The following is a 24,492-nucleotide window of genomic DNA, read 5'->3' as shown; positions in this document are numbered from 1 at the left end:
CATTTAGCTGACATATTGTTATGCTAATTAAATACGTCCTATTCATGAACAATTTATCTCATAAAACCCTATGCGTTGTCCTAACTGTAATCATTCCCAACGTTTTAAAGATGGCTTAACTTGCCAAAAATGCGCTTATCAATTCGCATTATCCCCAAAAACAGATGGCATTTCTGACTATGTGATGCGTCAGCTCATTCAACATCTATCGGGCAATGGTCAATTTGTCTTTACAAAAAATCAATTATCTGCGGGGTTAGCGCAGTTTTTGCGTAGAAGATATCCAAATTTAGTGGGATGCGGCGGTTGTCTTTTGATGTTGCTCTTTCTTTTCTCTTTTGCCATTCCCGCTTTTTTAAGACCTTATTTACCTGCACAGTTTCTTGTTCCTCCACTTCAATACCTTTTAATCTTAATACCAATATCCTTTTTAGCTCCAATTATTCTTTATGCACGGCTCACAAAAGAGTCGCGTGAAAGATATACTAAAGTTCCAAATCAAAGGATTAACCAGATAATCGAAAAGTATAAGCATAAATATTCGTCTGAGTTGGATAAGTTGATAACAGATGGTAAGGCTTTCTTACTTCCTCAAGCGACTGAAAAAAATTTAAATTTAGATAAGAATACTTTAGTTGATGCGGTAGGATTACATTATGCACCAGAACGAATATTAGTCGTTGAGCGTGATGATATTGTTGATATGTTAATTCGTAATCGTTTCCATCTACAAAGTAAAACAGCGGTTGTCAGTCAATCAGGATATCCTACGCATGTTTTTGCGGCGTGTAAGCATTTTGTCCGTAAACAGGCAAATTTACCAGTTTATGTCGCGCATGATGCCTCTTTATTCAGTTTTCAACTCGTTGAACGATTAAGAAAAGACCCACGCTGGCAATTTGCAAAAGAACGGTTGCAAGATATTGGCTTTAGTCGTGAACTTGTCAATAACCCTTCATGCAAACTAGGTTGGACATCCCCTCTTGCTAATAAAGAAACGATATTTACTAAAGAAGGTGAAGAAATGTTGCGCCAAGGAATGCGAATTTATTTAGATGCCGTGCCACCCAATGCGTTAAATAATATTTTGGGAACAGCGGTTTTAACAGGCGCAATGCTGTTATTGCCTGCTATTTGGAGTGAAGGACACGCAGGAAGTGATGATACAGGCGGGGATGATTTTGGCTAGTTTAAAGGCTGACGAGATAAAAAAGTGACCTACCTCACTCTTTTATCTCGTATGCATTGACGACAAACATTATATTAAGCGTTAAGCCTTAAATAAATTAACGATTGGTTTTTAATAAACTATTATTAATTGCATAGGTAGGTACTAGAATATAATGCCAACCTAATGTTAGCCCTGTATTTTGAAATTGTACGCAATCAATAATCATATAACCCGCCCCAAATGCTTCTTCAAAAACAGCCCGCATAAATAAACGCCATTCCAGCATTAATGCAACACTTTGCTTACGAATTGCGTCAATGCTATCAGGAATCGGCACAGCGATTGGATTCCCTTCTAATTGTAAAACAGTGGGACGTACAGGTTGACGCAGTCCATCTCCCCATTCTTGCGTTTCTAAACGTTGCATTTTATCGGCATCGATTTCCCAAATATGATTATCTCGTTCTCCTGCTAAGATTTTTTCTACCCATTGGCTAGAAATTCGCCAATCAACTTGTAAACGGTCTGTTGGTAAACCGCGATTAATTGCGTCACGCATTTCCCCGTAAATATTTCGCATATAAATATTACTGGTCGCGCCTAAACGATGCAGATTAAACACCGCATTCACTTGTTGTAAAGGGTCAAATGTCCATGTCACCCAGCCTGTTACGCCTTGCGCAAGCACTTCTTTTCGTTGTGCTAATTTTAGTCGTAACCCAATATCTTGATTACGCCATTCAGGTAAAACCCCTGTCATATGACTAACATGCTTATACACCATAGACCCGTCAGCCATTCGCAATACCAAACCCGGCCAACCGATTACCATGCCCACCATTCTATCTAATTCTGGAGGACCATCAGGGGTTCTTGCGACTAACAGCAACCCCCCATTTTTTGCGATGGTTACTAATACATGGAAAGGAATCAAATCGATATCATCAGCTACCCAAACACGTTGTTGCACCATCTGAAAATGTCGACAATCGGTTACTGTACGTACAAGCCGAATATCTAATTCAGCCTGTGTTAGCGTATTGATAGTTTCTTGCATTGTCATTATTTCTCTGCACTAAGTGAGTTTATGATTAAATAATTATAGTTAATCATAATAACTTGATTTAAATAAAATTAAAAAGTAATTTACGTGATTCATGATAATAATTACTTAAAATGTATCATCTTACATGATTTAAGTATTTTTATACGGCATGATATCCTAAATTTATTCAGATAATACAGGGATGGATTGATTATTCTTAAATAAGAATATATTACGGTAAGCCTGATGGTATGGACATCTGCTGATAGAAATACCAGTTGAATACTTTTAAGAATAAGCAGATTATAAAGACGGTTTGTTTTTTGCATTTTTCACGAATATTACAAGTTTTCATAATTACTTTATTCAACAAGCTGAATTGACTGTTATTTATGCTACGTCCTTTTTTTCTCCATGCTGTTATCTTTTTTCTCCTTCTAAAAGCGTTTCCCACACAGGCGGCTGAGAATCAAGAAGTAAACGCTATCGTTTCTACCCCCATAGAAACATCTCAAACAGTCACAGCCGAAGAACCGCCACAACCAGCTATAACAGTTTCCGTGCCAGAACTCCTTGAAATCTGTCAAGGACATATGGAAGCAAAGCGTTTATTAACGGGAAAATCAGGCACTGCGTTAGCCTGTTATAAAGAAGTGTTACAGCTTGAACCGCGTAATCCACAAGCTCTTGCAGGAATAGAAAAAATTGCGCAACAGTATCAAGTCTGGACAGAACGTGCGTTAGAGAAAGAAGAATTAGAAAGAGCCCGCGTGTTTCTAAGTCGTCTAAAACAAGTTAATTCTAAACACCATGCAATTAAAGACTTAACAATTAAAATAAAAGCGTTACAAGAAAAACAAGCTACTGCCGTTGTACTTCCCCCCGTAGATACGCCTACATCTGCCTCTGCCGAAAAATCAACAGTTTCTACAACACCCGCAATAACAACCCCACAGCCTCCCCCGCTAACGCAATCACAACCTAATCGTGATAAAACAGAACCTGCTGTCAATAAACCAACAATTTCTAAACCACTCGGCAAAATCGATACTTCTATAGTTGTGCCTACACCTGCACCAACTCAAGCAGTAACCACAAATACAGAAAAAACGAATGATGTTGATATAGATAAAAAAAATATAGAACCAGCAAAAGAAACAATCGCAACGGTGAGCAAAGAACCTGCAAAAAAGTTTAAAACATGGCAAGAACCAAATACCAAGATGATTTTCGTCTGGATACCTGACGGTTGTTTTATGTTGGGAAGTCCTGATACAGAAAATCAGCGTTATCTTAATGAGTCTCCTCAGCAAAAAGTTTGCGTGTCAGGTTTTTGGATGGGACAAACAGAAGTGACTAATGGACAATATCGCTTATTTGATGCTCAACATCACAGTGGCATGTATAGCGAACAGTCCTTAGATAAGGATGAACAACCTGTGATTAAAGTGACATGGCAAAATGCGCAAGATTATGCAAAATGGCTCAGTCAATTAAGCGGTTATCAATTACAACTACCCAGCGAAATACAATGGGAATATGCCAACCGTGCAGGAACAAACAGCCCCTATTTTTGGGGAGATGATGCTAAACAGGCTTGTTTATATGCTAACGTACATGATGCACAATCTTTGCAATACAATCCTTTTAACTGGGCTGGTTTTGAGTGTAACGATACTTTTAGTGTTACTGCACCTGTCAAACAATTTCGAGCAAATCCATTCGGTCTTTATGATATAGCAGGCAATGTTTGGGAATGGACCTGTTCTGTTTATACCCCTAATTACACACCACTTGAAAAAAATTGCACGGCAACAGCCTCTAGCCCATTTGTCACCGTTCGCGGTGGTGCATGGAATTATCGTCCGACCTTTTTACGAGCAGCCGCACGTTTTGCAATGCCCCCGAATGATAATAGCCACAGTGGTGGATTTCGTTTAATTCGCTTAAAATAATAAAAGTACATATTAAAATTATAATAAAATTAGTTAATTAGCCTATACTATAAAAATAATTCTATTTCACTCATGTTGATCTAAATTTGTCTTATGCGCCTTAACCTTACCCTTAAAATTTCATTTACTATCATCCTGCTATTATCATTTGCGTTAGGCATGATTAGCTTGCTGAATTATTTCAAGTATGAAAAAACCTTTTCTAGCCTTGTACAATCCCGTTTTGTGGTGGTGGTATTAGATTTAAAAAATACGTTAGAAAATAGTATTAACTTAGGATTATCGCTGACTGAGTTGAATAATGCCCAGACGATTATTGAGCGGATTGCACGACAAGATGAACAAATTTTTTCTATTGATATTTTTGACCAAACAGGTAAACGCTTATTTAGCACAATGACGGTTAATAATACTGAGCTTGTGCCAGAAGATTGGCTTAAAGTTCAAAATCGCTTAACTGCAAAAGAAAATTTTTGGACATTAACAGATCAAGATGCCTTCGTGGTGGGTGTACCTTTAACGAATAACTTTGGTAAAAATGTCGGTGGCGTTACTTTGCGTTCTTCTAAAGCGTATCATCAAAGCAAAGTACATAGTATGTTTATAGAATTAACTAAGATTTTTTTAATTACGGTTGTTAGTTTTGGCATTTTAACTATTTTGATAGTTTTCTTATTTTTCCGTGAAATTACCCGTAGTTTTGCAAAAATGAGTGCTTCTTTACAAAAAGTGATAGATGAGCCAAATTTACCCAATGAAATGCTTGTTAATCCCCAACAACTCACAGAGCTAGAACAACATGTTTATGAGTTTAGAGATAAAAGCCAAGCAGCATTGACAACACTCAAACAAGCACAACAAGCCATTAAAACGGTTGAGGATGTCGTATGACGGAACAACCTTTAGTAGAAAGCACGGGATATGCGAAAAAAATACGTAATCGTTTATTCACATTCTCTATTATCTTATTAATTTTATCTTCAGCGGGCATTTCTTATTTTGCTTTGCAAGCCTTTGAAAATGAGTTAATGCCTGAAATTAATAAAAAATCAGTTGCTGTAGGTAATACCATTAATCAGGTGTTATTGCGTACTATTCATTATGGTGTGCCTTTTGAAAATTTAGAGGGCGTGAACGCGCTTTTTACAAAAGTAATTTCTGACCATCCTGATATTCAATATATTGCGTTGACTAATTCTACAGGGGAAACCTTGTATAGTGTGGGTACAGTAGATGATAAGTTACGTAATTATTTTCATCAGCTTGCCCCAAATTTATCTAAACGGCATGAAAGTAGCCAAATTTCTTTATTTGACAATTTTTATAATACAACCATGCCATTATGGGGAGATGAGCAGTTAATTGGTGTGCTACATCTAGGGGTTGACCAGAAATTAGTACAGCGGAGTTTAGAAGAAATTACTTACGATATACTCATTGTTTTATTAGTATCGCTGTTAATCACATTTGAATTACTTTTATTCTTGATTACATTAAATATTTCTACACCAATTCGTTTAATTAATAACGTCTTAGTTCGTGCTCGCTATGGTAATTTTAGCTATACCATTGCGAATCAGTCACAAGATGAAATTGGGCGTTTTGTTAGTGCATTCAATCAGTTAATCCAAAAAATTAATTTGCAATATCAAGCAGTTTCAACACAACTGGATAAATTAAAAGATAAAAGTATGGAGGCTTTACGCCTTGTTACTTTGTTTAGAGAACGTTACACCATAAGCGGTAATGAACCTTATAAAGTTTCAGAAAAAAATTTAATTAATATTCGTATTCCCGTGTTTTTATTTATGCTTGCGGAGGAGTTATCCCGCTCATTCTTTCCGATTTATGTTCGTGAATTATATGCACCAATTATTGGATTATCACAAGATATAGTGATTGGTTTACCAATTTCCCTCTTTATGCTCTTGGTTGCCGTTGCGATGCCCCTGTCTGGGCGTTGGTGTGATTATTACGGTAGTCGTCGTATTTTTCTCATTGGTTTGATTCCAAGTACTATCGGCTTTATTGGTACAAGTCTGGCATTTAATCTGTATGACCTCTTATTCTGGCGCAGTTTTTCTGCGTTTGGTTACGGCATGATGTTTATTGCCTGTCAGGGTTACATTGCTAATAACACGACATCGGTGAATCGCTCGCAAGGGGTAGCAATGTTTGTCGGGGCAGTAATGGCAGCATCCATGTGTGGCCCCCCTATTGGCGGGATTTTGGCTGATCAAATTGGCTTCCGCGCAGTATTTATCATGTCTGCTTTTCTATCTGTGCCTGCAGGCATCATGGTTTATCTATTCTTAAAAGATGAAGTGGGCAACAAAGAAACGAGTAAGCGGGCAAAGCCTGCAAGTATGTGGGAATTATTTATTCTCTTTAAAAATGTTCGTTTTGTGGTACTTTCATTTTTAAGTGCTTTTCCGACAAAATTTGCGTTAACAGGATTTATCTTCTTTTTAGTGCCGTTATATTTGCATTCCTTAGATAATAATCAGGCGACAATTGGGCGTGTGCTGATGTTATACGGCATTGCGGCGATTCTGATTTCTCCATTGTCTGCAACCTTAGCTGACCGTTGGAAGCAAAAACGCTTATTTGTCAGCATTGGCGGATTTATTGGTGCTATTGGGATTCTGCTCATTTTATATTGGCAAAGTACACTTGCGATTGTTATCAGCGTCACGCTTTTAGGCATTGCACACGCTATCAGCTTATCGCCACAATTGGCGTTAGTTCCCGATATTTGTCCCGCTGAAACACAACGTTTAGGACAAGCAACTGTCATTAGTTTTTTCCGTTTAATTGAACGCATGGGCGCAGTTGCAGGCTCATTAGTTGCAGCTATTTTTGTCGGCTTATATGGTTATACAGGGGCTATTGTTGGCATTGGTCTTTGGATTTTAGTCAGTTCCTGCTTATTTACCCTTGCTTTTTTAGTATTAGGAACAACCCCTAAAGCCACGAAAACAGATATCGATACGGTAGTAACACCATGAACAGCATAAAGAGCGTTGTTTGTATTTTATGTTTATGGATGAATTTGCCGTTATATGCGGCAGACACGCAATCCCCTTTTCATATTTATATGGTGGTGTGGCGTGGAGAAACAGAAGTCGATGTTGGCTTTCGAGAATATTTTAAAAATAACCGTATCCCAGTGACATTTACGCTGAAAGATATGGATAGAGATAGTAGTAAATTTCCTGAAGTGATTGCCGAAATCAAGCGTGTTAAACCTGACTTAGTTTATGCAGTCTCTACCCCTGTGACTTTAGGATTAGTGGGTAAAGAAAAAGACTTAAAAGCCAATCCTGAAAAATATATTACTGAAATTCCTGTTGTTTTCACCCTTGTCACTGATGCAGTGAGTTCAGGGATTGTGTCAAATAATGCTTCTTCTCAACGCAATGTGACAGGCACAAGCCATGTTGCCCCCTTAGAGACACAATTAAACGCGCTGTTGAGTTATAAACCGTTTAAACGATTAGGGGTTATTTATAACGAAAAAGAACAAAATTCAGTGATTATCACGCAAGAATTACAGACACAAGCGCAGAAACTAGGCTTTGAATTAGTGGCAATGACCGTACCTTTAGATGCAGCAGGGCAACCTATTCCTGAATTATTGCCTGATTTAGTGGAAAAAATAGCACGGGCTAACGTTGATTATTTATACATGGGACCAGATTCATTCGTTGCGGGTGCAAATGCAGATGTATTAACACGCACGGCTTTGTTGTATCAATTACCAACTTTTACAGCAACTGAAATTTCAATCCGCAAATCAGATGCAATGATAGGTTTAGTCAGTGGATATTATAGTTTAGGACAGTTCACTGCTTATAAAGCAGAACAAATTTTAGTAGAAAAGAAAGCCCCGCAAGAAATTCCCATTGAAACGTTAAAACGGTTTTCATTCATTATTAATATGAAAGTTGCATTAGCATTAAAAGTTTACCCACCGTTACCCGTTGTGCAATTTGCCGAAGTGATTAATGTCCCTAATAAAATAGCACAACCCTAATGCTTAACTCAGGGGAAGCCCCCTGAGTCAATCATTAATTGCTATATTCAGACAGCCTTAAAATCGAGCTGACATATAATCACCCATTTTAATAATGGAATAACTACCATCTTGATTATGACGAGCCGTAAAAGTGCGACGGTCTATGCCCGTGTCTGTTCGTCCTTGTGGATTATTGGGAATAGGAATATAGCGATATTCCACATGAAAGACACTGTTATTATTGTTGCGTCTAGTATTACCTTGTTCTACACGCATCTGAAGAATATCACCCATATAAAAAACGCCTGCCCATTCTCCCTGTGTATCATAGAAATTCTTAATGGCAAGAGAGGCACTTTGTAAATCAATATCCTCTACCATAGGCGCAGGTTGGGTTTGTGTAGTATTTGTATTTTTTTCAACTAAAACCTCATACTCCTTAATTAATATCTCTTTCCCCCCCCAACCGATATGACACCCACCAAATTCAGCTCGAATCTTTCCGGGATGAATACCGTTTTCATAATGTGCACGACACACATATAAGTTCTCATTATTAGGAGAATGTTCACGTCCCCCTAAAACAGCGCCTTGTGGCAGCTTGCCATCTTTCATTGCAACCCATGTAAAATTATCATTGTGTAATAAAACTTCATAGTTGCTAACAGTATGCTCCGCATCTCCCCATCCAATATTACAACCATTAAATCCGACTCGAGCCTTTCCCGTATGCACACCTTGATGAAAAACAGCGCGACAGATAAATAAACTACTCGCCTCAGGCGGGGCTTCATTCCCCCCCACAAAAGCATTATTGGGAATATTATCACCCGATGCTGCCTGCCATTCAGCCTCTGCATAAACACGGGGCATATACATGATAATAAACATAAATAGAAAAAAGACTTTGCAATATAACATGCTATTTTTCATAATGTTACCTTCCTTATATTTAACAAGCTATCTATAGTGCATGTTAGCTCTTCGCTTGTAAAGCCAATATATTTCAACCGAACATCAGCTTTAACCGAGTACTTTGATTGGGACAATAAGACATCCAACCTGTTTTAATACACTATTTTTACTTTTCTCATGTATTCCAGAATTTTAAAAAAACCTGTTTTTCTACATCATCCGACTGCTTGGTTATTCCCCATTTTTTGCCTTTTCTGCCTACATTTAGCATATGCTTACCAGCAACCACGTTGGAGTCCTATCGATGAACAGGCGCATTACGACTATATCGATGTCCTCACACAAGGACGATTACCTGCACCCGATGCAGACATCACCGAATACACTCATTATTTAACAACAGAAATTTTTCACTTTGCACCTGCTGATAACTTAGGACTGGTTGGCAAATCTTACCAAGCACAACAACCTCCTGTTTACTATGCCTTATTAGCCATTCCAAATTGGGTTTTAAAAACATTAGCGGTTGACCCAACACAACAAATTCGTCTGCTACGTTTTATAACACAACTATTTATTTTGCTGGGTTGCTTACTCCTCATTCCTATTTTTAAAGAACTTCAACAACTATTTGGCATTCAGGCTAATTACGGTTATGTTTTTGCTTGTCTTTTACTTTGTTTACAACTAGATAGACGTTATGCATTAAGCAACGATAATCTTGCCTTATTTCTAAGTCATTTCAGCTTGTTATGCTTACTTCGCGCATGGCGATTGCAACAATTATCCTATGTTGGTTTGGCAAGCACAGGTGTGACACTGGCGTTTTTAACAAAATACAGTAACGGTTTATTATTAGTTCCACTGGGTGTTTTTCTTTGTTTATGGGGATGGTATGTACGTTACACTTTGCGGGCGATGCTATCGTTAATGCTTGTAAATATCCCTTTATTACTGATTCCTTGCTATTTATTAGTAAACAAACTGTTATATGGTGATGCGTTTAAAAATAATGTGACACAAAACTATTTTGCAAGTTTTGTCCAGCCGATTGGTAATCCACAAGATTTTATTCATCTTTTTTTAGAAAAACTCTGGAATATCAACCATTTTTTTAATACACCTTCTGTTGTAGCGAACATATCATTTATTTTATTTGTTTTAACATTGCTGGTTTGTTTACTCAGTGGGTGGCGTTATTTGCGTGCTACCATGTGGGTTGCATTTACTTGTGGAATGAGTTTACTGACATTATGGGTAGCATGGTGGTTAAATAATCATTATGTTGGTGTATATTGGTTTGAATTTAGACATTTTAATGCATATAATCTTTACTTTTTACTGGCTAATTTTGGATTTATCTTTTTTTTGCGAGAAATTTGGCAAAATAACATTGTACAGATAGCAGGTTTATTGTTTAGCACGCTGGGTGTATGGGCATGTGTGCAAGCAGGTTACTTATTAATAAGCTGAGTTCAGCGAGATTTTTAAAAAGACAAGCATTTATCTGAATCAGGATTTTCAGAATGAACAGGATTTAAACCCCTTAAACTAAAAAATTAATGCGAATCACGCTTTTTAATTCTGCTAATTCTGAAAATTCTGTGAATTCTGATTCAGACAAAAAAAGACCTGTTAGATTTTGAAAACCTAGCAGGTTTTTGTTTTATTTTATAAAACTTGCAAAGCTGAAGGGGTTATAATAATGGACTTAACAACTGTGTTGCGTTCTCCATAAATCGCCGTAAAGCTGGGCGTTTTTTCCAAGTTACAGGGTCAAAAAAATAAGCTTGTTTTAAATAGTCTAATTGCATGGTTTTCACTTGTTGAGTGAACTCTTCATCATAAACAAAAAGCGTAATTTCAAAATTTAGCCAAAAACTACGCATATCCATATTTACTGAACCAATTAAACTGAATTCACCATCAACGCTAATCGTTTTAGAATGTAATAAACCACCATAATAGCCTGCAATTTTAACCCCCGCCTCCATTAATTCGTCAAAATGTGCACGACTCGCAAAACGCACTAGCAAAGAATCCCCTTGTGAAGGAACAAGTATTGTTACTGCAACCCCGCGATGTGCTGCGGTACATAATGCTGTTTGCATCGCTTCATCGGGTACAAAGTAAGGCGTTGTAATAATAAGTTCTTTTCGTGCTGTATAAATCGTGGTTAATAACATGCCATGAATAATCGTCGGTGCAAGTCCAGGCCCTGAAGGAATCACTTGCACAATAGAACCCTGTTGATAATTTGCCTCTGTTTCAGTTGCTAGCGTAGTTTTAAGGCTAATATCGGTTTCCATTTCCCAATCACCTGCAAAAATGGCATTTAAGGCTTTAGCTGCCGCCCCTGTGACACGTACCATGGCATCCACCCATAATCCAATTGCATCATGTTGTTTAAAATAGCGCGGGTCGGTCAAGTTCATGCTGCCCGTATAAGCAATTTCATTGTCGATAACAATGATTTTTCGATGGTTACGTAAATCTAAACGGACGAAGAGTGAACGTACTACGTTAACAGGTAACGCAATTTCAACTGCAACACCAGCCTGACGTAATTGTAACAGCCACGCGCTATTGATAAATTCATGACTGCCTACAGCATCGACAAGCAGACGACATTCTACCCCACGCTGTACCGCTTTTATTAATGCATTTAGGATATTATCGACAAGTCCGCCTGTTTGACAAATGTAAAAAACTAAATGGCAAGTTTCTTTTGCCTGATTAATATCATTCAACATTTGTTGCAGCGTTTCTTCTGTTTTGTCTAATAAACGCAGTTGATTCCCTGCTAGTGCAGGCATCCCAATGGTGGCAATGGCTTGGCGGTGTAGGGCTTCGCAGGCGGGATTTAGTAAGGGAAAGTTTAAACTTTGTTGAACACCAAGCGATTTTAGCCATTCATGATAAGGCTTTTGTAATTGAACAGCGCGTTCGGCGCGTTTTGTGCCTAATCGATTTTCACCCACCAGAATGTAAATAATTGCGCCAAAGAAGGGAATTAATAAAATCACAGTGAGCCAAGAGAGTGATACACCCACCGCACGCCGTTGCATAATCACGCGCGTTGATAAGGTGAACACGATAAGCCAATGTAAAATTAATGCGGTAATCTCAAACCCGACGGTAAACATAAGGGTATATTTCGGTGTGATTGAGCGACAACACGCTATTTTTTAAGCGTGTGCAAGTTCAACAAAGAGCGGTTTATGGTCAGAAGAACGGATATTACCCAAAACATGGGTATTTTGTTGCTCGTTATCAAAGCCACGGTAAAAGATATGATCGAGTGGGGATAATAAAAAGTGTTTGATTTGTTTACGTGCATCTGGGGCAAAAGTCACAGGATTTAATTGTAAGCGACTGGCTAAGTGTTCAAGAGAAGATAAACGTTTTGGATTCCATGTGTTAAAGTCGCCCAGAAATAAAATAGCACCGTGATGATGGGTTAAAATATGTTCCAAGTCGTGCAACTGTGCGCAAAATTTTTGACTATTTACAAAGTTAATACCATGAATATTAATCGTTAATAAAGTTTCGTTGCGATTAGGTAATGGATATTCTGCGATTAATGAGACTTTTGGCGTATGACTCATAGGCTCATGGTTATCGCTAAAAATAGAACGAGTATGTAAAGGTTTTACTTTTGAAGCGGTTAATACTCCCGAATAACTATTGGTTTTTTTATCAATTAAATTCGGTGCAAATGTCCAACCTAAGGCAGCATGATTGAGTAAGTGACGAATGGTTTCATTCCAGCGAACTTCTTGTAAAAACAGCATATCAGGTTGATACTCATTTAAAATGCTTTTGAAATCATTGAACCAATGATAACGATGACTACGTTTCGCAATATTCCAGTTCAAAATGCGCAAAGAAGGACTATGTAATTTTGCCAATGGAAAATGATTATCCGTCAGGATAATTTGTGGTGCTGGCATAAAACGATAGTGACCTAATGGAATAAAATCGAGCATGGATAGTCCTACGGTATGAGCGACCTTTCACAAGGTCAGAAAGTAATAAATCCTACGACCTATTTTTTGAATCAGGATTTTTAGGATTAACCTGATTAACAAGATTATCTACAGTTTAGGTTTTTAATCCTGAAAATCCTGTGAATTCTGATTCAGACAATAAAAATCCTATCCCTTACGCACTATTAATTCCGTCAACGACATGATAAAGAGGGAAAAATGTTTAAACCAATTCTTTTACTCTCACCATTGGTGTTGAGTTTACTCATTGCTTGTCAGCCAAATACGTCCAGCCCAAACGGCAAGACAACAAGCGATTATGAGGCAAAACCAAGTCTTGAAACCAGCGCAGGCACAGCAAATTATGTCACACGTGGACAGCCCCAGTCCGTCGTCGCCCCATCACCCGAACAACGTCAATTACTAGAAAACCGCGAAAACTATGCCCATCTAGCAGAAAACTCACTGAAACTAACCAAAGAACAACCCATTTCAACCTTTAGCATCGACGTTGATACAGGTAGTTATAGCAATATTCGCCGTTTTCTCAATCAAGGCAGTTTGCCCAATCCTGATGCCGTTCGCGTTGAAGAAATGCTTAACTATTTCTCTTATCAATATCCTTATCCCAACAGCACAACCCCCCCGTTTAAAGTGACGACCGAACTTGCCCCCGCTGTATGGAATCCAAAAACGCTGGTTTTATCTATCGGCATTCAAGGCTACGACGTGCCACGTACGCAACTGCCCGCCAGCAATTTAGTTTTTCTCATTGACGTATCAGGCTCGATGAACAGCCCCGATAAACTCGGCTTACTCAAAACAGCCCTGCAAATGCTCAGTTCAAACTTAAGCGCGAAAGACCGCGTGTCGATAGTCGTTTATGCAGGGGCATCGGGCGTTGTTTTAGAACCCACCGCAGGCAACGAAACTGCCACCATTAACGCCGCCTTACAACGCCTGATTGCAGGCGGTTCAACCAACGGAGGCGAAGGCATACAACTCGCCTATGCCATGGCACAACAAGCTTATATTCCTAATGGTATCAATCGCATTCTACTCGCAACCGATGGCGACTTTAACGTCGGACTCACCGACTTCGAAGCCCTCAAATCCCTTGTTAGCGAAAAACGCAAAAGTGGCATTGCTCTAACAACTTTAGGCTTTGGAACAGGCAACTACAACGATGAACTCATGGAACAACTCGCCGATGCAGGCAATGGACACTACGCCTATATCGACACACTGAACGAAGCCCGCAAAGTTCTCGTTGATGAAATTTCTTCAACCCTACAAATCATCGCCAAAGACGTAAAAATACAAGTTGAATTTAACCCCACACAAGTTACCGAATACCGACTGATTGGCTACGAAAATCGCATATTAGCGCGTGAAGATTTTAATAACGACAAAGTCGACGCGGGCGAAATTGGCGCAGGACATCGCGTAACCGCCTTATACGAAATCACCTTACAAGGCAGTGGTGGAGAACGTTTAGAACCATTACGCTATGACGAACATAAAACCCAAGCGACCAGCACAAAAGACGAAATTGCATTTTTACGCCTGCGCTATAAAGCCCCAAATACTGATACAAGCGAACTCTTAGAATATCCAATTCTCCTATCATCACTGAATAAAAACCTTAACAATACCAGTGAAAACTTCCGTTTTGCCAGTGCTGTCGCCGCTTTTGGGCAACTTCTCCGTGGTGGTAAATACACCGAACGCTTTAACTATAACGACGTTATCAACCTAGCCCAACAAGCCAAAGGCGCGGACGAATTTGGCTACCGTAGCGAATTCATCAACCTTGTCAAACTTGCGCAATCCCTGACGACACAACGCCCTGAAAAACCATAAATCCAACTCAAAACAAAACGGATAACACAGCTTGAAGCCGTGCTATCCGTATCTTATAGTGCATTAAGTAACGCTTATATCAATGCCTGCTTAAACTTGCACCCTACCGAGAATCCCTCATGAGTAAAGAAATTGACCGCATTTCTAGCGACATCGCCTGTTTAAACACAAATACATTTCCCGCTACCCTTGTATCTACCACAGGTTCACATTGCGAAGTTTGGCAGTCATTCCGTACCTATATTGAAAACGGTGAAAAAATCACCCTGAACTTTGTTGTAAAACGCCATTATCAAGCCTGCGAATTTCACGAAGTTCGTAATTTATGCAGAGATTACCGAATATTAAAAGAAGAACTAACCGATATTATCCCCAGTGCGATGTTTATTCAGACACTGATAGACGGCAAAAGTAACTTAATCGTCATGGCAGAAACCAATACCCCATGGTTTAACCTTGCTAATCCCATTAACGAAACCGAAGCAATCCCAACTTTACGCCATAGTCCCAAAGCGTTAATGCAATTACAACGATTTTTAACCGCCGCGAAAAAATGGCATGAGGAAAAAGGCTGGGTGATTGATTTATATGGGCTAGACAATTTAATTTTGAATAGAAATAGTGAAGTACGCTATATCGACAGCTTTAGCGTATTTTTTTACGAAGACATGCTGAAATATATTAGTGGCGACGATTCACTAAAAGATAAAATTGATATTTCTTTAACTCGCCGTTCTTACTTAGAATATATTTATCGAGAAGCTACAAAATAACGCTGAAAAATAAAGACTTGCTAGGCTTCCAAAATCTAGCAAGTCTTTTTTTATCTGAATCAGAATTCACAGAATTTTCAGAATTAGCAGAATTAAAAAGCGTGATTCACCTGACTTTACTTTTTGGTTTAAGAGTTTTAAATCCTGTTAATCCTGAAAATCCTGATTCAGACAAACTGTTGTCTTTTTTAAAAGAAACTCGCCAAACTTGGGTTACTTTAGAAAAAACACGAACTAGGAATTGATTTAACAAGTTAAATGCTAAAAACTTATTCGCCAAACTTGGGTTAATAAAAACAAGTTTCAAGCATTTCAGTTAAAACAATGACTTTAACCTTCAAACACCGTCCGTTGCACAAAATCGCCGAAACTTTCTTTTGATTTCCGCTGTTTTGCATACTGTCCGAACAAAGTATCTAATTCGCCTAAAATTTCCGTTTCGTTCAAACTTTCTTTGTACAAACGGTTTAAGCGCGTGCCGTCAGGTTTCGCGCCTAACATCAGGTTATAACGCCCGTAATGTGTGCCGACAAAGCCAATTTCTGCCGCATAAGGACGAGCGCAACCATTGGGGCAGCCTGTCATACGGATAGAAATATCATCCTTTTGTAACTTATGTTTAACTAAAATCGGTTCAATTTTAGTAATTAAGTCAGGTAAATAACGTTGTCCTTCTGCTAAAGCCAACGGGCAAGTATTGAAAGATACACAGGCAATTGCAGATTTACGCACAACAGACGCATTTTCTGTTAATTGACTGATGCCGTGCTTGGCTAAAACCGCCTCAATCCACGCTTTATCTTCAGTTTTAATATCGCTTAAAATCAAGTTTTGATTGCAACTAAAACGAAAATTTGCTTTACGCGCTTGCGCAATGGCTAAAAATGCCGTTTTGAATTGCACATTTTCATCATCTAACACCCGACCATTTTCCACAAAAGCGGTGTAATACCAAAGCCCTGCATGATTTTGATGCCAACCATAATCATCTGTACGATGGGTTAAATTCACAGGTTTTGCAGGTTCTAATTTAAAACCAATACGTTTTTCTAATTCGGCTTTAAAACCCTCAACCCCTAATTTATCAACAGTATATTTTAACCGTGACAATTTGCGGTCAACTCGATTACCAAAATCGCGCTGTACTGTAAGCACTTCATAAACCGCTTTTAACAACGGATTTTTTTCTAAAACATCAGGAATTTCTGCATTTTGTAAAGCATTTTTTAAAGCTTTGTACGGCACATAACCAATCGTTGTCGCTAAACGCGGATAAGTTTCTGCGTTGCCGTGCGTTGTACCCATCCCGCCACCGATGGCTAAATTGAAGCCTTTAATTTTGCCTTTTTCAACAATCGCAACCAGTGCAATATCATTGGTATAGACATCTACATCATTAGAAGGCGGAATCGCAATGCCAATTTTGAATTTACGCGGTAAATAACGATTTTCATACAGCGGGTCAGGCTCAGGCTCGGCAGTCGTCAGCGGGGCTTCATCTAACCAAATTTCATAATACGCGCGGGTTTTAGGCAATAATAAGATACTAATATCATTGGCTAATTGAAACACTTCGCCATGAATCGGCGAGACTTGCGGGTGCGCGGTTGCAGTGACGTTACGATTCACATCGCCACAAGTACAAATCGAGTCTAATTTGTATTTATCAAAGGCTTGCAAAGTTGGCTTAATATGAGATTTTACAATGCCATGCAGTTGCACAGTTTGCCGTGTGGTAATCTTAATAATGCCTGTGGAATAGTCGCCCGCGATGTGGTGCAAGCCTTCCCATTGTTCAGCCGTTAAGAAACCACCCGCTAAACGTAAGCGAATCATGAAGGAATATAAACGTTCCAATTTTTTCGTGGCGCGTTCTTCTCGGCGGTCGCGGTCATCTTGGATATACATCCCATGGAATTTAATCAGATTTTGGTCGTCTTCACGAATTGCGCCTGTATGTTCATCGGCAAGACTTTCGACAATCGTACCGCGTAAGCCACGGCTGGATTTTTTAATTTTTTCAACAGCAGATTCTTGAGGAGTTTTTGACATAATGCGTATTAATTCAGTAGTTAAATAACAAAAGTAGCATTTTTCAGGCTTAATATACGTCTTTGTGATAACGCCCTTGTTCTTGCAAGTTATCTAAATAAGCCCGTGCTTGTTCTGGTGAACGTTGAGAGCGTTCGGCAATGATTTGAATTAAGGCGTTTTCTACGTCAACACTCATCGGGTCTTTAGCCCCGCAAATGTATAAAACTGCGCTAGCTTCTAACCAATTAAACACTTCCTCTGCTTGTTGTAACAATTTATGTTGTACATAAATTTTCTGGGCTTGGTCACGCGAGAAAGCAGTATTTAAACGGGTTAAAACCCCTGTTTCTAATAAAGTTTGCAATTCAGTTTGATATAAAAAATCTGAGGTGAAATGTTGTTCTCCAAAGAATAACCAATTGCGCCCAGAGTCGCCCCGCGCTTCTCGTTCAAACAGGAAGGAACGGAACGGCGCGATGCCTGTGCCAGGCCCTATCATGATGATGTCAGTTTCTGCATTGGGGAGCTTAAATTGATGATTAGCTTGGATATAAAAGTTTAAATTTGCCCCTTCTGGCAGTTGTGCCAAATAATTGGAACAAAAGCCGTATTTTTCGATGAATTCACCATTTTCAGCGGGTGTTTTGAATTGATGACGGCTAACGGTTAAATGAATTTCATTATTGCCATGTGCTAGCGGTGAGGAGGAAATCGAGTAAAGACGGGGCGGAATTGCTTCTAAACTAGCAATAATTTCAGCACGTTTGCTTGCAAAATCTGTCGGATAGCGGGTTAATAATGCCAGTAAATCCAAGCGTTCAGCGGGAATGGTTTGCGCAGTAATGCGGGCGTAGGCTTGTATCACGCGCTCAGGCAAATATTGCACGTTTAATTTTTCGGTGAATAATTGTTGCGCGCTGTAGTTTGTGCCTTTGTAATCAATGGATTCTTCTGCATTTAAACCGAGTTTAGCTAATAAAGCATCAACAGTTTCCGCAGGATTATGGGGGACTAAGCCTAAAGCATCACCCGCTTGATAAACGATTTCATCTTCTGATTCAATTTCAATATGATAAATCTCTTTATTTGAATCACGGTCGTTTAAATTGAGATTAGTTAAAATCGTACCTGTGTAGCTCTTTTTCCCTGTTTTCGCGCTGGTTTGTCCTGCGGGTAACGCGGCGGGGGCGGTGTTGCTATAGACAACAGTTTGCGTGAATTCGGCTAACCAGTTTTGTACTTCGGGTTCAAAATCGGTATCGCATTTGCGCAAGGGGAATAAGCGTTGTGCGCCGAGTGTGGCTAATTGGTTGTCGATGTCTTCGCTGGCTTTACAGAATAAGGGATAAGCAGAGTCACCTAACCCAATGATAGCAAACTGTAATTTGCTTAAATTTAAATCAGCGGTTTGATAGAGGTAATCGTAAAACTTGCGGGCAGCGGCGGGCGGTTCGCCTTCGCCTTGGGTGCTGATGACGATAATTAAATGGCTTTCTTTGGCTAAATCGCTTAGGCGATATTGGTCTAAGCCTTTGAGTTTGGTTTGTGTCCCGTGTTTTTTCAGTTGGGTACTGAGTTCAGTAGCGACACGTTTGGCGTTGCCTGTTTCTGTGCCAAAAACGATAGTGCATTGGGTTAAGGCTAAAGTGGGGGCGAGTGTCGCGGTTGTTGTTGTCGGTAAACTAGAAACATTGAGTGCGAGCGAATCACGTGCAACTAGTCCACTGAGAAAACCGCTCATCCAAATTAATTCGTCACGTTGGGCGGTTTTGAGTAATTCATTAAAAGTTTTCTGAGTAATTTCTGTCAGCATAGCGGTTCTTTTAGCTAAAGGGTAAACAATCCCGCTAAAGACTAACAGAGTTGATTAGGGTGCATTAGACAATGTTTTTATACCCTCAAAAAATATCAATATATCATTAATTGATAATTTATTAATGTAGTCTGAATTCAGTCAAATTTTACCTATGTCCTTCTTGTTTGAAGGGGTAAAATAGTGCAAATTTTTTATTTACAAGTCGGGTTTTAAACGTATAAAACTTGATTCAGATAACCGCGTGAGGATTAACGGTGGTGCTAAACGAGTTGGGTTTTACGGGTTAATCTTAAGACTTTTGTCTGAATCAGGATTAGCAGGATTTAAAAGAGTTATTCGCATTGGGTTTTGTGTGTGGGTTTATCCTGACTTGTTTAGCACGATCCATTTTATAAACCAATCTGATAAAACGGTTATGACAACAAGATTTGATACTGAAGCAAAAACATGGGATAGAGGCAGACGGGTTGAGGTTGCAATGACTTTTGCGAATTGTATAAAGGCTCATGTGCCTTTGAATGCGACACAACGCTTGCTCGATTATGGTTGTGGGACTGGATTAGTTGCGTATCAATTTATTCAAGAGGTTGCGCAAATCACAGGGATGGATAGTAGTGAAAAGATGTTAGAAAGTTTTTTGGAAAAAGCGGAAAGCTATCCCGTTAAAGCAGTTAAGCATGACATGATGCAAAATGATTTACCTGCTGCTGTGTTTGAGGTCGTGGTTTCAAGTATGGCAATGCACCATATTCAGGATACCGCGCGTTTTTTTCAGCAAGTACAGCAAACATTAACAACAGGGGGATATTTTGCAGTTGCTGATTTAGATAAAGAAGATGGAACATTTCACGATAAAGGTAATGAGGGGGTTTGGCATTTTGGTTTTGAACGTCAGGCAATGTGCGAGTTATTGGTACAGTCTGGCTTTCAGTTAGTACATTTTGAGTATTTTTTTCATATTGAGAAGAATAATAAGCATTATCAAATTTTTGCGGCAATTGCTCAGAAAGTGGCTTAATATTACCCACGAAAAACACAAAAAACACGAAAAACACGAAAAATAGAGTATTCCTGTTTTTCGTGGGTAACTTGTTGTTATTTCTTTCCTTGCTGTGCACTGTGTAATAAACTATTTAATAATTCAGGGGATACATTGAGTTGACCAATTTTATCCGCACTGTCCGCTAAATCACGGAAGGCTAAGGCAACCAGTTGAGCGGGGTTCATATCAATGCTCGCAAGGGCTTGTAAGACTTTTGCATCAACGCCAGCAAGGGCTTGCATGGTGACAGTTAGGCTATAAGCCCGTGCATCGGCTTCACGTTGTAAGTTTTCTACTTGTAAGACAACTAATTGTTTCTTTTCTGTTTCTAAAACAACTTTCCCGCGCATATCTGCTTCTTGTAACGCTTGTTGTTTTTCTTGTATCACACGATCAGCTTCGATTTGTGCTTCACGAATTTGACGCTTTTTATTTTCTACGGCAATTTCTGTATTTAATTCATTTTCACGAATCGCGCGTTCTTGTTCTACGGCGGCATTTCGTCGTGCGTAAACGGCTTGATCTGCTTCGCGTAATAAGTTTTCTCTCACGTCTGCTTCTAAAGCTCTTGTAGTATCAGGATTTGGCTTAATAGAAAGGATGGATAAATTTAGAATTTCTAAGCCTAGTGTTTGTACTTCTTTGCTTTGAATAAGTCCTTGTTTAACCGTTTCTACTAAACTATCAGCCGCAACAAGGGTTTCGCGTAAACGGCTGTCGCGGAGCGCGCTTTGCATTAAGACTTGTACGGTATTGATAATGCGTTGTGGGAGTTTTTCAGGGTCATTGCTGATATAAGCCCGCCCTTTTCTATCTAATGTAAAATTAACAAGTTGGGCTAATTTTGTCGGGTCTATCGTGCGATAGGTGACTTGTCCTTGTATGGTAATTTCTTGGTAATCTGACGTGGTTTGGTAAAAAATAAAAGGAACATCAACACTTTCTAACGGAACAGCGACTAAAGAGGTCGTAGGCTCAAAGTAAAAAAAGGCTAATCCACGCCCTTCCCGTTTTATTTTGCCTTTAACATATTGGATTAAATAGGTCGTTGGTTGCGTTTTGATAAAACGAATTCCAAACATGTGCTTTACCTCCATCATGGGTAAATTAGTGAGTAAGATAAATGATACAAGTTGTATCAGTTAATTGATTGATTCAAATTACTTAGTTGCTATATTTTTTGATAAACTATTGTTTTAAGTTGTTATCAGTCAATGGCTTATGGTTTAATAAGAGAAAATACTTATAAAAATGAATAATAGTTATAACGTGAACGTGATATAAACCTAACTATGTCGAACTTATTACCATTGACGGTGCTGTTAAAATATTTACCTATCCATGTTAAAGAGGGTCATCATCGAACGATTGTTACTCGTGACTATTTGATAAACGTTTTACAACAAGAAGCATTTCTTTCTGTTGGTGAATCAATGCTTTTGATAGATGTGGTTGAGCGTTTATTTTGCAGTGTTGCGGTGTTAGATAAGGAAATATTACACGAGCAGGCATGGTGTTTTGTGTCGTTTCCTGCTCAATCTTTTGCCATCGGTTTATTGCAAGTGCTTGCAGATAAACAGCAAAATCTATTAGACCCTTTCTTTTGGGAGGTGTCTTTTTCTCCGCATGAAAATATCGTTTCTGAGCAACATGAGCTTTTATTTTGGTTAGAAACGCAACGTTTGCAACATCATCAATCTAAATTAGCTAAACCCACTAATTATGTGGCGAATAGTGTGACGTTTATTAAATTAGATGATCAATTTTTGCTCCATCGTCGTGAGGGAAATCTTGTTAAAGACCAGCATGGCGAGTTCGTATTGATTGGTGGGTGTACAAATCTGGCAGATTTGGAGCATTTGGAGTTATCTCTGCCCGAAAAACTTGCCTTGCTCAAAGAACCGCATCATTTACCTTATAGTGTTGTCGAAAAAACCTTGATTCGTGAAATTAAGGAGGAAACAACGTTAGAACTGGATAAGGATTATTCATTGTTTTTTATTGAAAAAATAGAGCCTTATAATCATTTGTCTGGCTCTGGGGTGAATTATGCTTATACCTGTTATTACTTCAGTTTATTTCGTATTCAGTTGACAGAGCAAGGATTTTTCCGTTTATTGCAAGCGGAGCAGGATAAACCACAAATTTTTAGTTGGTTTACTTTAGAAGAGTTGCAAGCGAGTAGAACTAGCGACGGTAAAACCGCTTATATTGATGTATTACATGCTCATTTTAGTAGTAATTTTAAAAAAGTAATGGGGGAAATCCCCAACTCTTTTAATAATCAATACAATGTGTTAAAGGAAAGTGATAGCGTAACCTTACCATTGCATCAAGCGCGTTTTTTGCGTGTTGGTGCAACAGGAAAAGAAAAAACGCTAAATATTCCGTTAACAACACGGCAATGTCAGCTTTTATGGTTATTAGGCGCACATGCGCGTCAATTTCGTATTATCGCTTGTCATGCGTCTTTTCAGCTTTTTCCGTATGGTTGGGTGCAAGGTGTACATCTTTCTTTTATTGAGGAGATGCAAATAGTTGCGACTTTGTTACGTGAACATCATTTAGATTTATTGGAGTTTGTGGAAGGGCATTATTATCGCTTGAATTTAGACCCACAGTTGATTTTTTTTGATGAGGCGAATTTTCAGGCGTTTTTATCTAAATCCGCACAAGAGCCTTATCAAATTAGTATTGTTAATCAATCAGTTTTAACGCCATGGGCAACGATTGAAGAGAATAGTTTAATGGAGAAATTAACTCCGCATTTAGGCGTTAGTTTGCAGGAGTTGATGACGGGAAAAAATTCGTATTGTTCCGCTGAGGAAAAAGAGAAGTTGGATAAATTTGTGGATTTAGCACGTAAAAAAATCAATTGTAAGGCAATCGGATTACGTTTATTTTTGCGCACTGAGGAAAACCGTTGTCGTTTAAGTTGTAATATCAGCGCGAAAATTAACGGAAAGAAATTGCATTTAGCTGTGATTGATTGATTTTTTATATGTTTTTATCGTTACGCGCCACTGGGTTCTCGAAGAGAACGAAGTTGTTGTAATTGTTTTTCTTGAATCAGGATAATTAGTTGTAATTGTTCGTCAAAAGTACGGAGATTTTTTTCTGTACTTTGACTCAGTAGGGCAATTTTTTGCAGTGGCTGACTCATTTCTTCAAGTGATTCATTAAGTTGTATAGTATTGATAATGTGTTGATTTGCGTTAAAGTGTTGTCGGTAAATGGTTTGATTGTTCTTAATTAACTGAACAATTTTCGGCAGGCTCTCAATAAGGGCTTGTTGTGCTTCTTGTTGCAGTTGTACTGAACTGTCTGCAAGTGCTGTGAGGCGTGCAGGGCGTTGTTGTAAGTAGTTAAGTTCTTGTTTTAGCTTTTCAATATTTTCTGCCAAGCGGATGATTTCTTGTTCTAGGGCTTGTTGTTGTTCTAGGGTTTGTTGTAGGTGTGTTTGTGTTTGCGTTAAGGTTTGTTGTTGTTGTTTTAATGATTGTAAGCTCTCGTCATCTTGTTTTAAACCGCCTTGCAGGTTTTCTAGTTCTTGCTCAAAGGGTTGACCGCGATAGTCAGGGTCTAAATGTGGTCGTGCAAGTGTGATAAATTGGTGAATCATTTGCCCCATGCTTTGATATTCTAGTAATAAGTCGGTTAAATCATCACTGTTGAGTGTGGCAGGATTTGGGGTTGTTTGTTGTGCTTGTTGTAGGAGTAAACGCGCCATTTCTAGCAGTTGTTGACTTTGTTTGTCGCAGTTAGTTTGTTGTTGAATTTGCACCCAAAGTGCGTTTTCTTGGGTAAAATCATTATGTATCATATTTTCACCATTTATCTTGCTGACTGAGTGTGAAATAATTTACTTTCT

At 38.8% G+C, this 24,492-nt stretch carries 18 protein-coding genes; 10 read left to right on the top strand and 8 right to left on the bottom strand.

Features of this window, described 5'->3' with window-relative positions:
- The first annotated feature begins 70 nt into the window (after positions 1-70).
- Complete coding sequence (locus BEGALDRAFT_RS06565; protein ID WP_002684983.1) at positions 71-1,189, top strand: toprim domain-containing protein; 1,119 nt, start codon at positions 71-73, stop codon at positions 1,187-1,189.
- A gap of 97 nt (positions 1,190-1,286) precedes the next feature.
- Here the strand turns inward: BEGALDRAFT_RS06565 and BEGALDRAFT_RS06560 are convergent, their stop codons facing one another.
- A complete protein-coding gene (locus BEGALDRAFT_RS06560; RefSeq protein ID WP_002684982.1) occupies positions 1,287-2,234 on the bottom strand; it encodes a hypothetical protein in 948 nt (315 codons plus the stop codon).
- Between the two features lie 374 nt (positions 2,235-2,608).
- Between BEGALDRAFT_RS06560 and BEGALDRAFT_RS18035 the strand changes: the two genes are divergently transcribed.
- The 4 genes from BEGALDRAFT_RS18035 (at position 2,609) to BEGALDRAFT_RS06540 (ending at position 8,207) form a co-directional block, all read left to right on the top strand.
- Positions 2,609-4,171 carry an SUMF1/EgtB/PvdO family nonheme iron enzyme gene (locus BEGALDRAFT_RS18035; protein ID WP_002684981.1) on the top strand — a complete coding sequence of 521 codons (1,563 nt, stop codon included), beginning with the start codon at positions 2,609-2,611 and terminating at the stop codon, positions 4,169-4,171.
- A gap of 168 nt (positions 4,172-4,339) precedes the next feature.
- The gene (locus tag BEGALDRAFT_RS06550) at positions 4,340-5,062 is read left to right on the top strand and encodes a hypothetical protein (protein ID WP_232281973.1); all 723 of its coding nucleotides are present in this window, start codon (positions 4,340-4,342) and stop codon (positions 5,060-5,062) included.
- Positions 5,059-7,179: an MFS transporter gene (locus BEGALDRAFT_RS18030; protein ID WP_002684977.1), complete on the top strand. Its 2,121-nt coding sequence runs from the start codon at positions 5,059-5,061 to the stop codon at positions 7,177-7,179. Before BEGALDRAFT_RS06550 ends, BEGALDRAFT_RS18030 begins: the two co-directional genes overlap by 4 nt.
- Complete coding sequence (locus BEGALDRAFT_RS06540) at positions 7,176-8,207, top strand: ABC transporter substrate-binding protein (protein ID WP_002684976.1); 1,032 nt, start codon at positions 7,176-7,178, stop codon at positions 8,205-8,207. The genes BEGALDRAFT_RS18030 and BEGALDRAFT_RS06540 overlap by 4 nt, the downstream gene beginning before the upstream one ends.
- Positions 8,208-8,264: 57 nt before the next feature.
- Here BEGALDRAFT_RS06540 and BEGALDRAFT_RS06535 read toward each other — a convergent pair whose 3' ends face one another.
- Positions 8,265-9,122 carry a DUF3421 domain-containing protein gene (locus BEGALDRAFT_RS06535; protein ID WP_002684975.1) on the bottom strand — a complete coding sequence of 286 codons (858 nt, stop codon included), beginning with the start codon at positions 9,120-9,122 and terminating at the stop codon, positions 8,265-8,267.
- 159 nt (positions 9,123-9,281) lie between these two features.
- On the opposite strand from BEGALDRAFT_RS06535, the gene BEGALDRAFT_RS06530 reads away from it, so the two are divergent.
- Entirely contained in the window at positions 9,282-10,577 is a 1,296-nt protein-coding gene (locus BEGALDRAFT_RS06530) for a glycosyltransferase family 39 protein (protein ID WP_002684974.1), read from the top strand.
- A gap of 224 nt (positions 10,578-10,801) precedes the next feature.
- Here BEGALDRAFT_RS06530 and cls read toward each other — a convergent pair whose 3' ends face one another.
- Together cls and BEGALDRAFT_RS06520 are read right to left on the bottom strand one after the other, a co-directional pair.
- Positions 10,802-12,250 carry a cardiolipin synthase gene (cls, locus tag BEGALDRAFT_RS06525; protein ID WP_002684973.1) on the bottom strand — a complete coding sequence of 483 codons (1,449 nt, stop codon included), beginning with the start codon at positions 12,248-12,250 and terminating at the stop codon, positions 10,802-10,804.
- 42 nt (positions 12,251-12,292) lie between these two features.
- On the bottom strand, positions 12,293-13,093 hold the full coding sequence (locus BEGALDRAFT_RS06520) for an endonuclease/exonuclease/phosphatase family protein (RefSeq protein WP_002684972.1): 801 nt from the start codon (positions 13,091-13,093) through the stop codon (positions 12,293-12,295).
- Positions 13,094-13,312: 219 nt separating this feature from the next.
- Here BEGALDRAFT_RS06520 and BEGALDRAFT_RS06515 point away from each other — a divergent pair, with 219 nt between their 5' ends.
- Together BEGALDRAFT_RS06515 and BEGALDRAFT_RS06510 are read left to right on the top strand one after the other, a co-directional pair.
- Positions 13,313-14,956 carry a vWA domain-containing protein gene (locus tag BEGALDRAFT_RS06515; RefSeq protein ID WP_002684966.1) on the top strand — a complete coding sequence of 548 codons (1,644 nt, stop codon included), beginning with the start codon at positions 13,313-13,315 and terminating at the stop codon, positions 14,954-14,956.
- A 119-nt stretch (positions 14,957-15,075) separates the two neighbouring features.
- Positions 15,076-15,729, top strand: coding sequence for a hypothetical protein (locus BEGALDRAFT_RS06510; protein ID WP_002684965.1), 654 nt, complete (start codon positions 15,076-15,078; stop codon positions 15,727-15,729).
- A 330-nt stretch (positions 15,730-16,059) separates the two neighbouring features.
- On the opposite strand, the gene BEGALDRAFT_RS06500 is transcribed toward BEGALDRAFT_RS06510, so the two are convergent.
- Positions 16,060-17,781 carry an NADPH-dependent assimilatory sulfite reductase hemoprotein subunit gene (locus BEGALDRAFT_RS06500; protein WP_002684961.1) on the bottom strand — a complete coding sequence of 574 codons (1,722 nt, stop codon included), beginning with the start codon at positions 17,779-17,781 and terminating at the stop codon, positions 16,060-16,062.
- A gap of 49 nt (positions 17,782-17,830) precedes the next feature.
- Positions 17,831-19,576 carry a diflavin oxidoreductase gene (locus BEGALDRAFT_RS06495; RefSeq protein WP_002684959.1) on the bottom strand — a complete coding sequence of 582 codons (1,746 nt, stop codon included), beginning with the start codon at positions 19,574-19,576 and terminating at the stop codon, positions 17,831-17,833.
- A 418-nt stretch (positions 19,577-19,994) separates the two neighbouring features.
- Between BEGALDRAFT_RS06495 and BEGALDRAFT_RS06490 the strand changes: the two genes are divergently transcribed.
- On the top strand, positions 19,995-20,597 hold the full coding sequence (locus BEGALDRAFT_RS06490; protein ID WP_002684956.1) for a class I SAM-dependent methyltransferase: 603 nt from the start codon (positions 19,995-19,997) through the stop codon (positions 20,595-20,597).
- 77 nt (positions 20,598-20,674) lie between these two features.
- Here BEGALDRAFT_RS06490 and BEGALDRAFT_RS06485 read toward each other — a convergent pair whose 3' ends face one another.
- Positions 20,675-21,703, bottom strand: coding sequence for an SPFH domain-containing protein (locus tag BEGALDRAFT_RS06485; RefSeq protein WP_002684954.1), 1,029 nt, complete (start codon positions 21,701-21,703; stop codon positions 20,675-20,677).
- Between the two features lie 210 nt (positions 21,704-21,913).
- Here BEGALDRAFT_RS06485 and BEGALDRAFT_RS06480 point away from each other — a divergent pair, with 210 nt between their 5' ends.
- On the top strand, positions 21,914-23,614 hold the full coding sequence (locus tag BEGALDRAFT_RS06480; RefSeq protein WP_002684952.1) for a hypothetical protein: 1,701 nt from the start codon (positions 21,914-21,916) through the stop codon (positions 23,612-23,614).
- A 20-nt stretch (positions 23,615-23,634) separates the two neighbouring features.
- On the opposite strand, the gene BEGALDRAFT_RS06475 is transcribed toward BEGALDRAFT_RS06480, so the two are convergent.
- A complete protein-coding gene (locus tag BEGALDRAFT_RS06475; RefSeq protein WP_002684947.1) occupies positions 23,635-24,444 on the bottom strand; it encodes a hypothetical protein in 810 nt (269 codons plus the stop codon).
- Positions 24,445-24,492 lie beyond the last annotated feature (48 nt).

The organism is Beggiatoa alba B18LD, assembly GCF_000245015.1.
Classification (GTDB): Bacteria; Pseudomonadota; Gammaproteobacteria; order Beggiatoales; family Beggiatoaceae; genus Beggiatoa; species Beggiatoa alba.
This window is presented reverse-complemented; position numbering and strand designations above follow the sequence as displayed.

What these genes read in the sequence shown, in the direction of transcription:
- BEGALDRAFT_RS06560 (WP_002684982.1), bottom strand. Translation starts at nt 2,234, where the DNA reads ATGACAATGCAAGAAACTATCAATACGCTAACACAGGCTGAATTAGAT.
- BEGALDRAFT_RS18035 (WP_002684981.1), top strand. Translation starts at nt 2,609, where the DNA reads ATGCTACGTCCTTTTTTTCTCCATGCTGTTATCTTTTTTCTCCTTCTA.
- BEGALDRAFT_RS06475 (WP_002684947.1), bottom strand. Translation starts at nt 24,444, where the DNA reads ATGATACATAATGATTTTACCCAAGAAAACGCACTTTGGGTGCAAATT.
- BEGALDRAFT_RS18030 (WP_002684977.1), top strand. Translation starts at nt 5,059, where the DNA reads ATGACGGAACAACCTTTAGTAGAAAGCACGGGATATGCGAAAAAAATA.
- BEGALDRAFT_RS06485 (WP_002684954.1), bottom strand. Translation starts at nt 21,703, where the DNA reads ATGTTTGGAATTCGTTTTATCAAAACGCAACCAACGACCTATTTAATC.
- BEGALDRAFT_RS06510 (WP_002684965.1), top strand. Translation starts at nt 15,076, where the DNA reads ATGAGTAAAGAAATTGACCGCATTTCTAGCGACATCGCCTGTTTAAAC.
- cls (WP_002684973.1), bottom strand. Translation starts at nt 12,250, where the DNA reads ATGTTTACCGTCGGGTTTGAGATTACCGCATTAATTTTACATTGGCTT.
- BEGALDRAFT_RS06495 (WP_002684959.1), bottom strand. Translation starts at nt 19,576, where the DNA reads ATGCTGACAGAAATTACTCAGAAAACTTTTAATGAATTACTCAAAACC.
- BEGALDRAFT_RS06500 (WP_002684961.1), bottom strand. Translation starts at nt 17,781, where the DNA reads ATGTCAAAAACTCCTCAAGAATCTGCTGTTGAAAAAATTAAAAAATCC.
- BEGALDRAFT_RS06490 (WP_002684956.1), top strand. Translation starts at nt 19,995, where the DNA reads ATGACAACAAGATTTGATACTGAAGCAAAAACATGGGATAGAGGCAGA.
- BEGALDRAFT_RS06530 (WP_002684974.1), top strand. Translation starts at nt 9,282, where the DNA reads ATGTATTCCAGAATTTTAAAAAAACCTGTTTTTCTACATCATCCGACT.
- BEGALDRAFT_RS06480 (WP_002684952.1), top strand. Translation starts at nt 21,914, where the DNA reads ATGTCGAACTTATTACCATTGACGGTGCTGTTAAAATATTTACCTATC.
- BEGALDRAFT_RS06565 (WP_002684983.1), top strand. Translation starts at nt 71, where the DNA reads ATGCGTTGTCCTAACTGTAATCATTCCCAACGTTTTAAAGATGGCTTA.
- BEGALDRAFT_RS06535 (WP_002684975.1), bottom strand. Translation starts at nt 9,122, where the DNA reads ATGAAAAATAGCATGTTATATTGCAAAGTCTTTTTTCTATTTATGTTT.
- BEGALDRAFT_RS06515 (WP_002684966.1), top strand. Translation starts at nt 13,313, where the DNA reads ATGTTTAAACCAATTCTTTTACTCTCACCATTGGTGTTGAGTTTACTC.
- BEGALDRAFT_RS06540 (WP_002684976.1), top strand. Translation starts at nt 7,176, where the DNA reads ATGAACAGCATAAAGAGCGTTGTTTGTATTTTATGTTTATGGATGAAT.
- BEGALDRAFT_RS06520 (WP_002684972.1), bottom strand. Translation starts at nt 13,093, where the DNA reads ATGCTCGATTTTATTCCATTAGGTCACTATCGTTTTATGCCAGCACCA.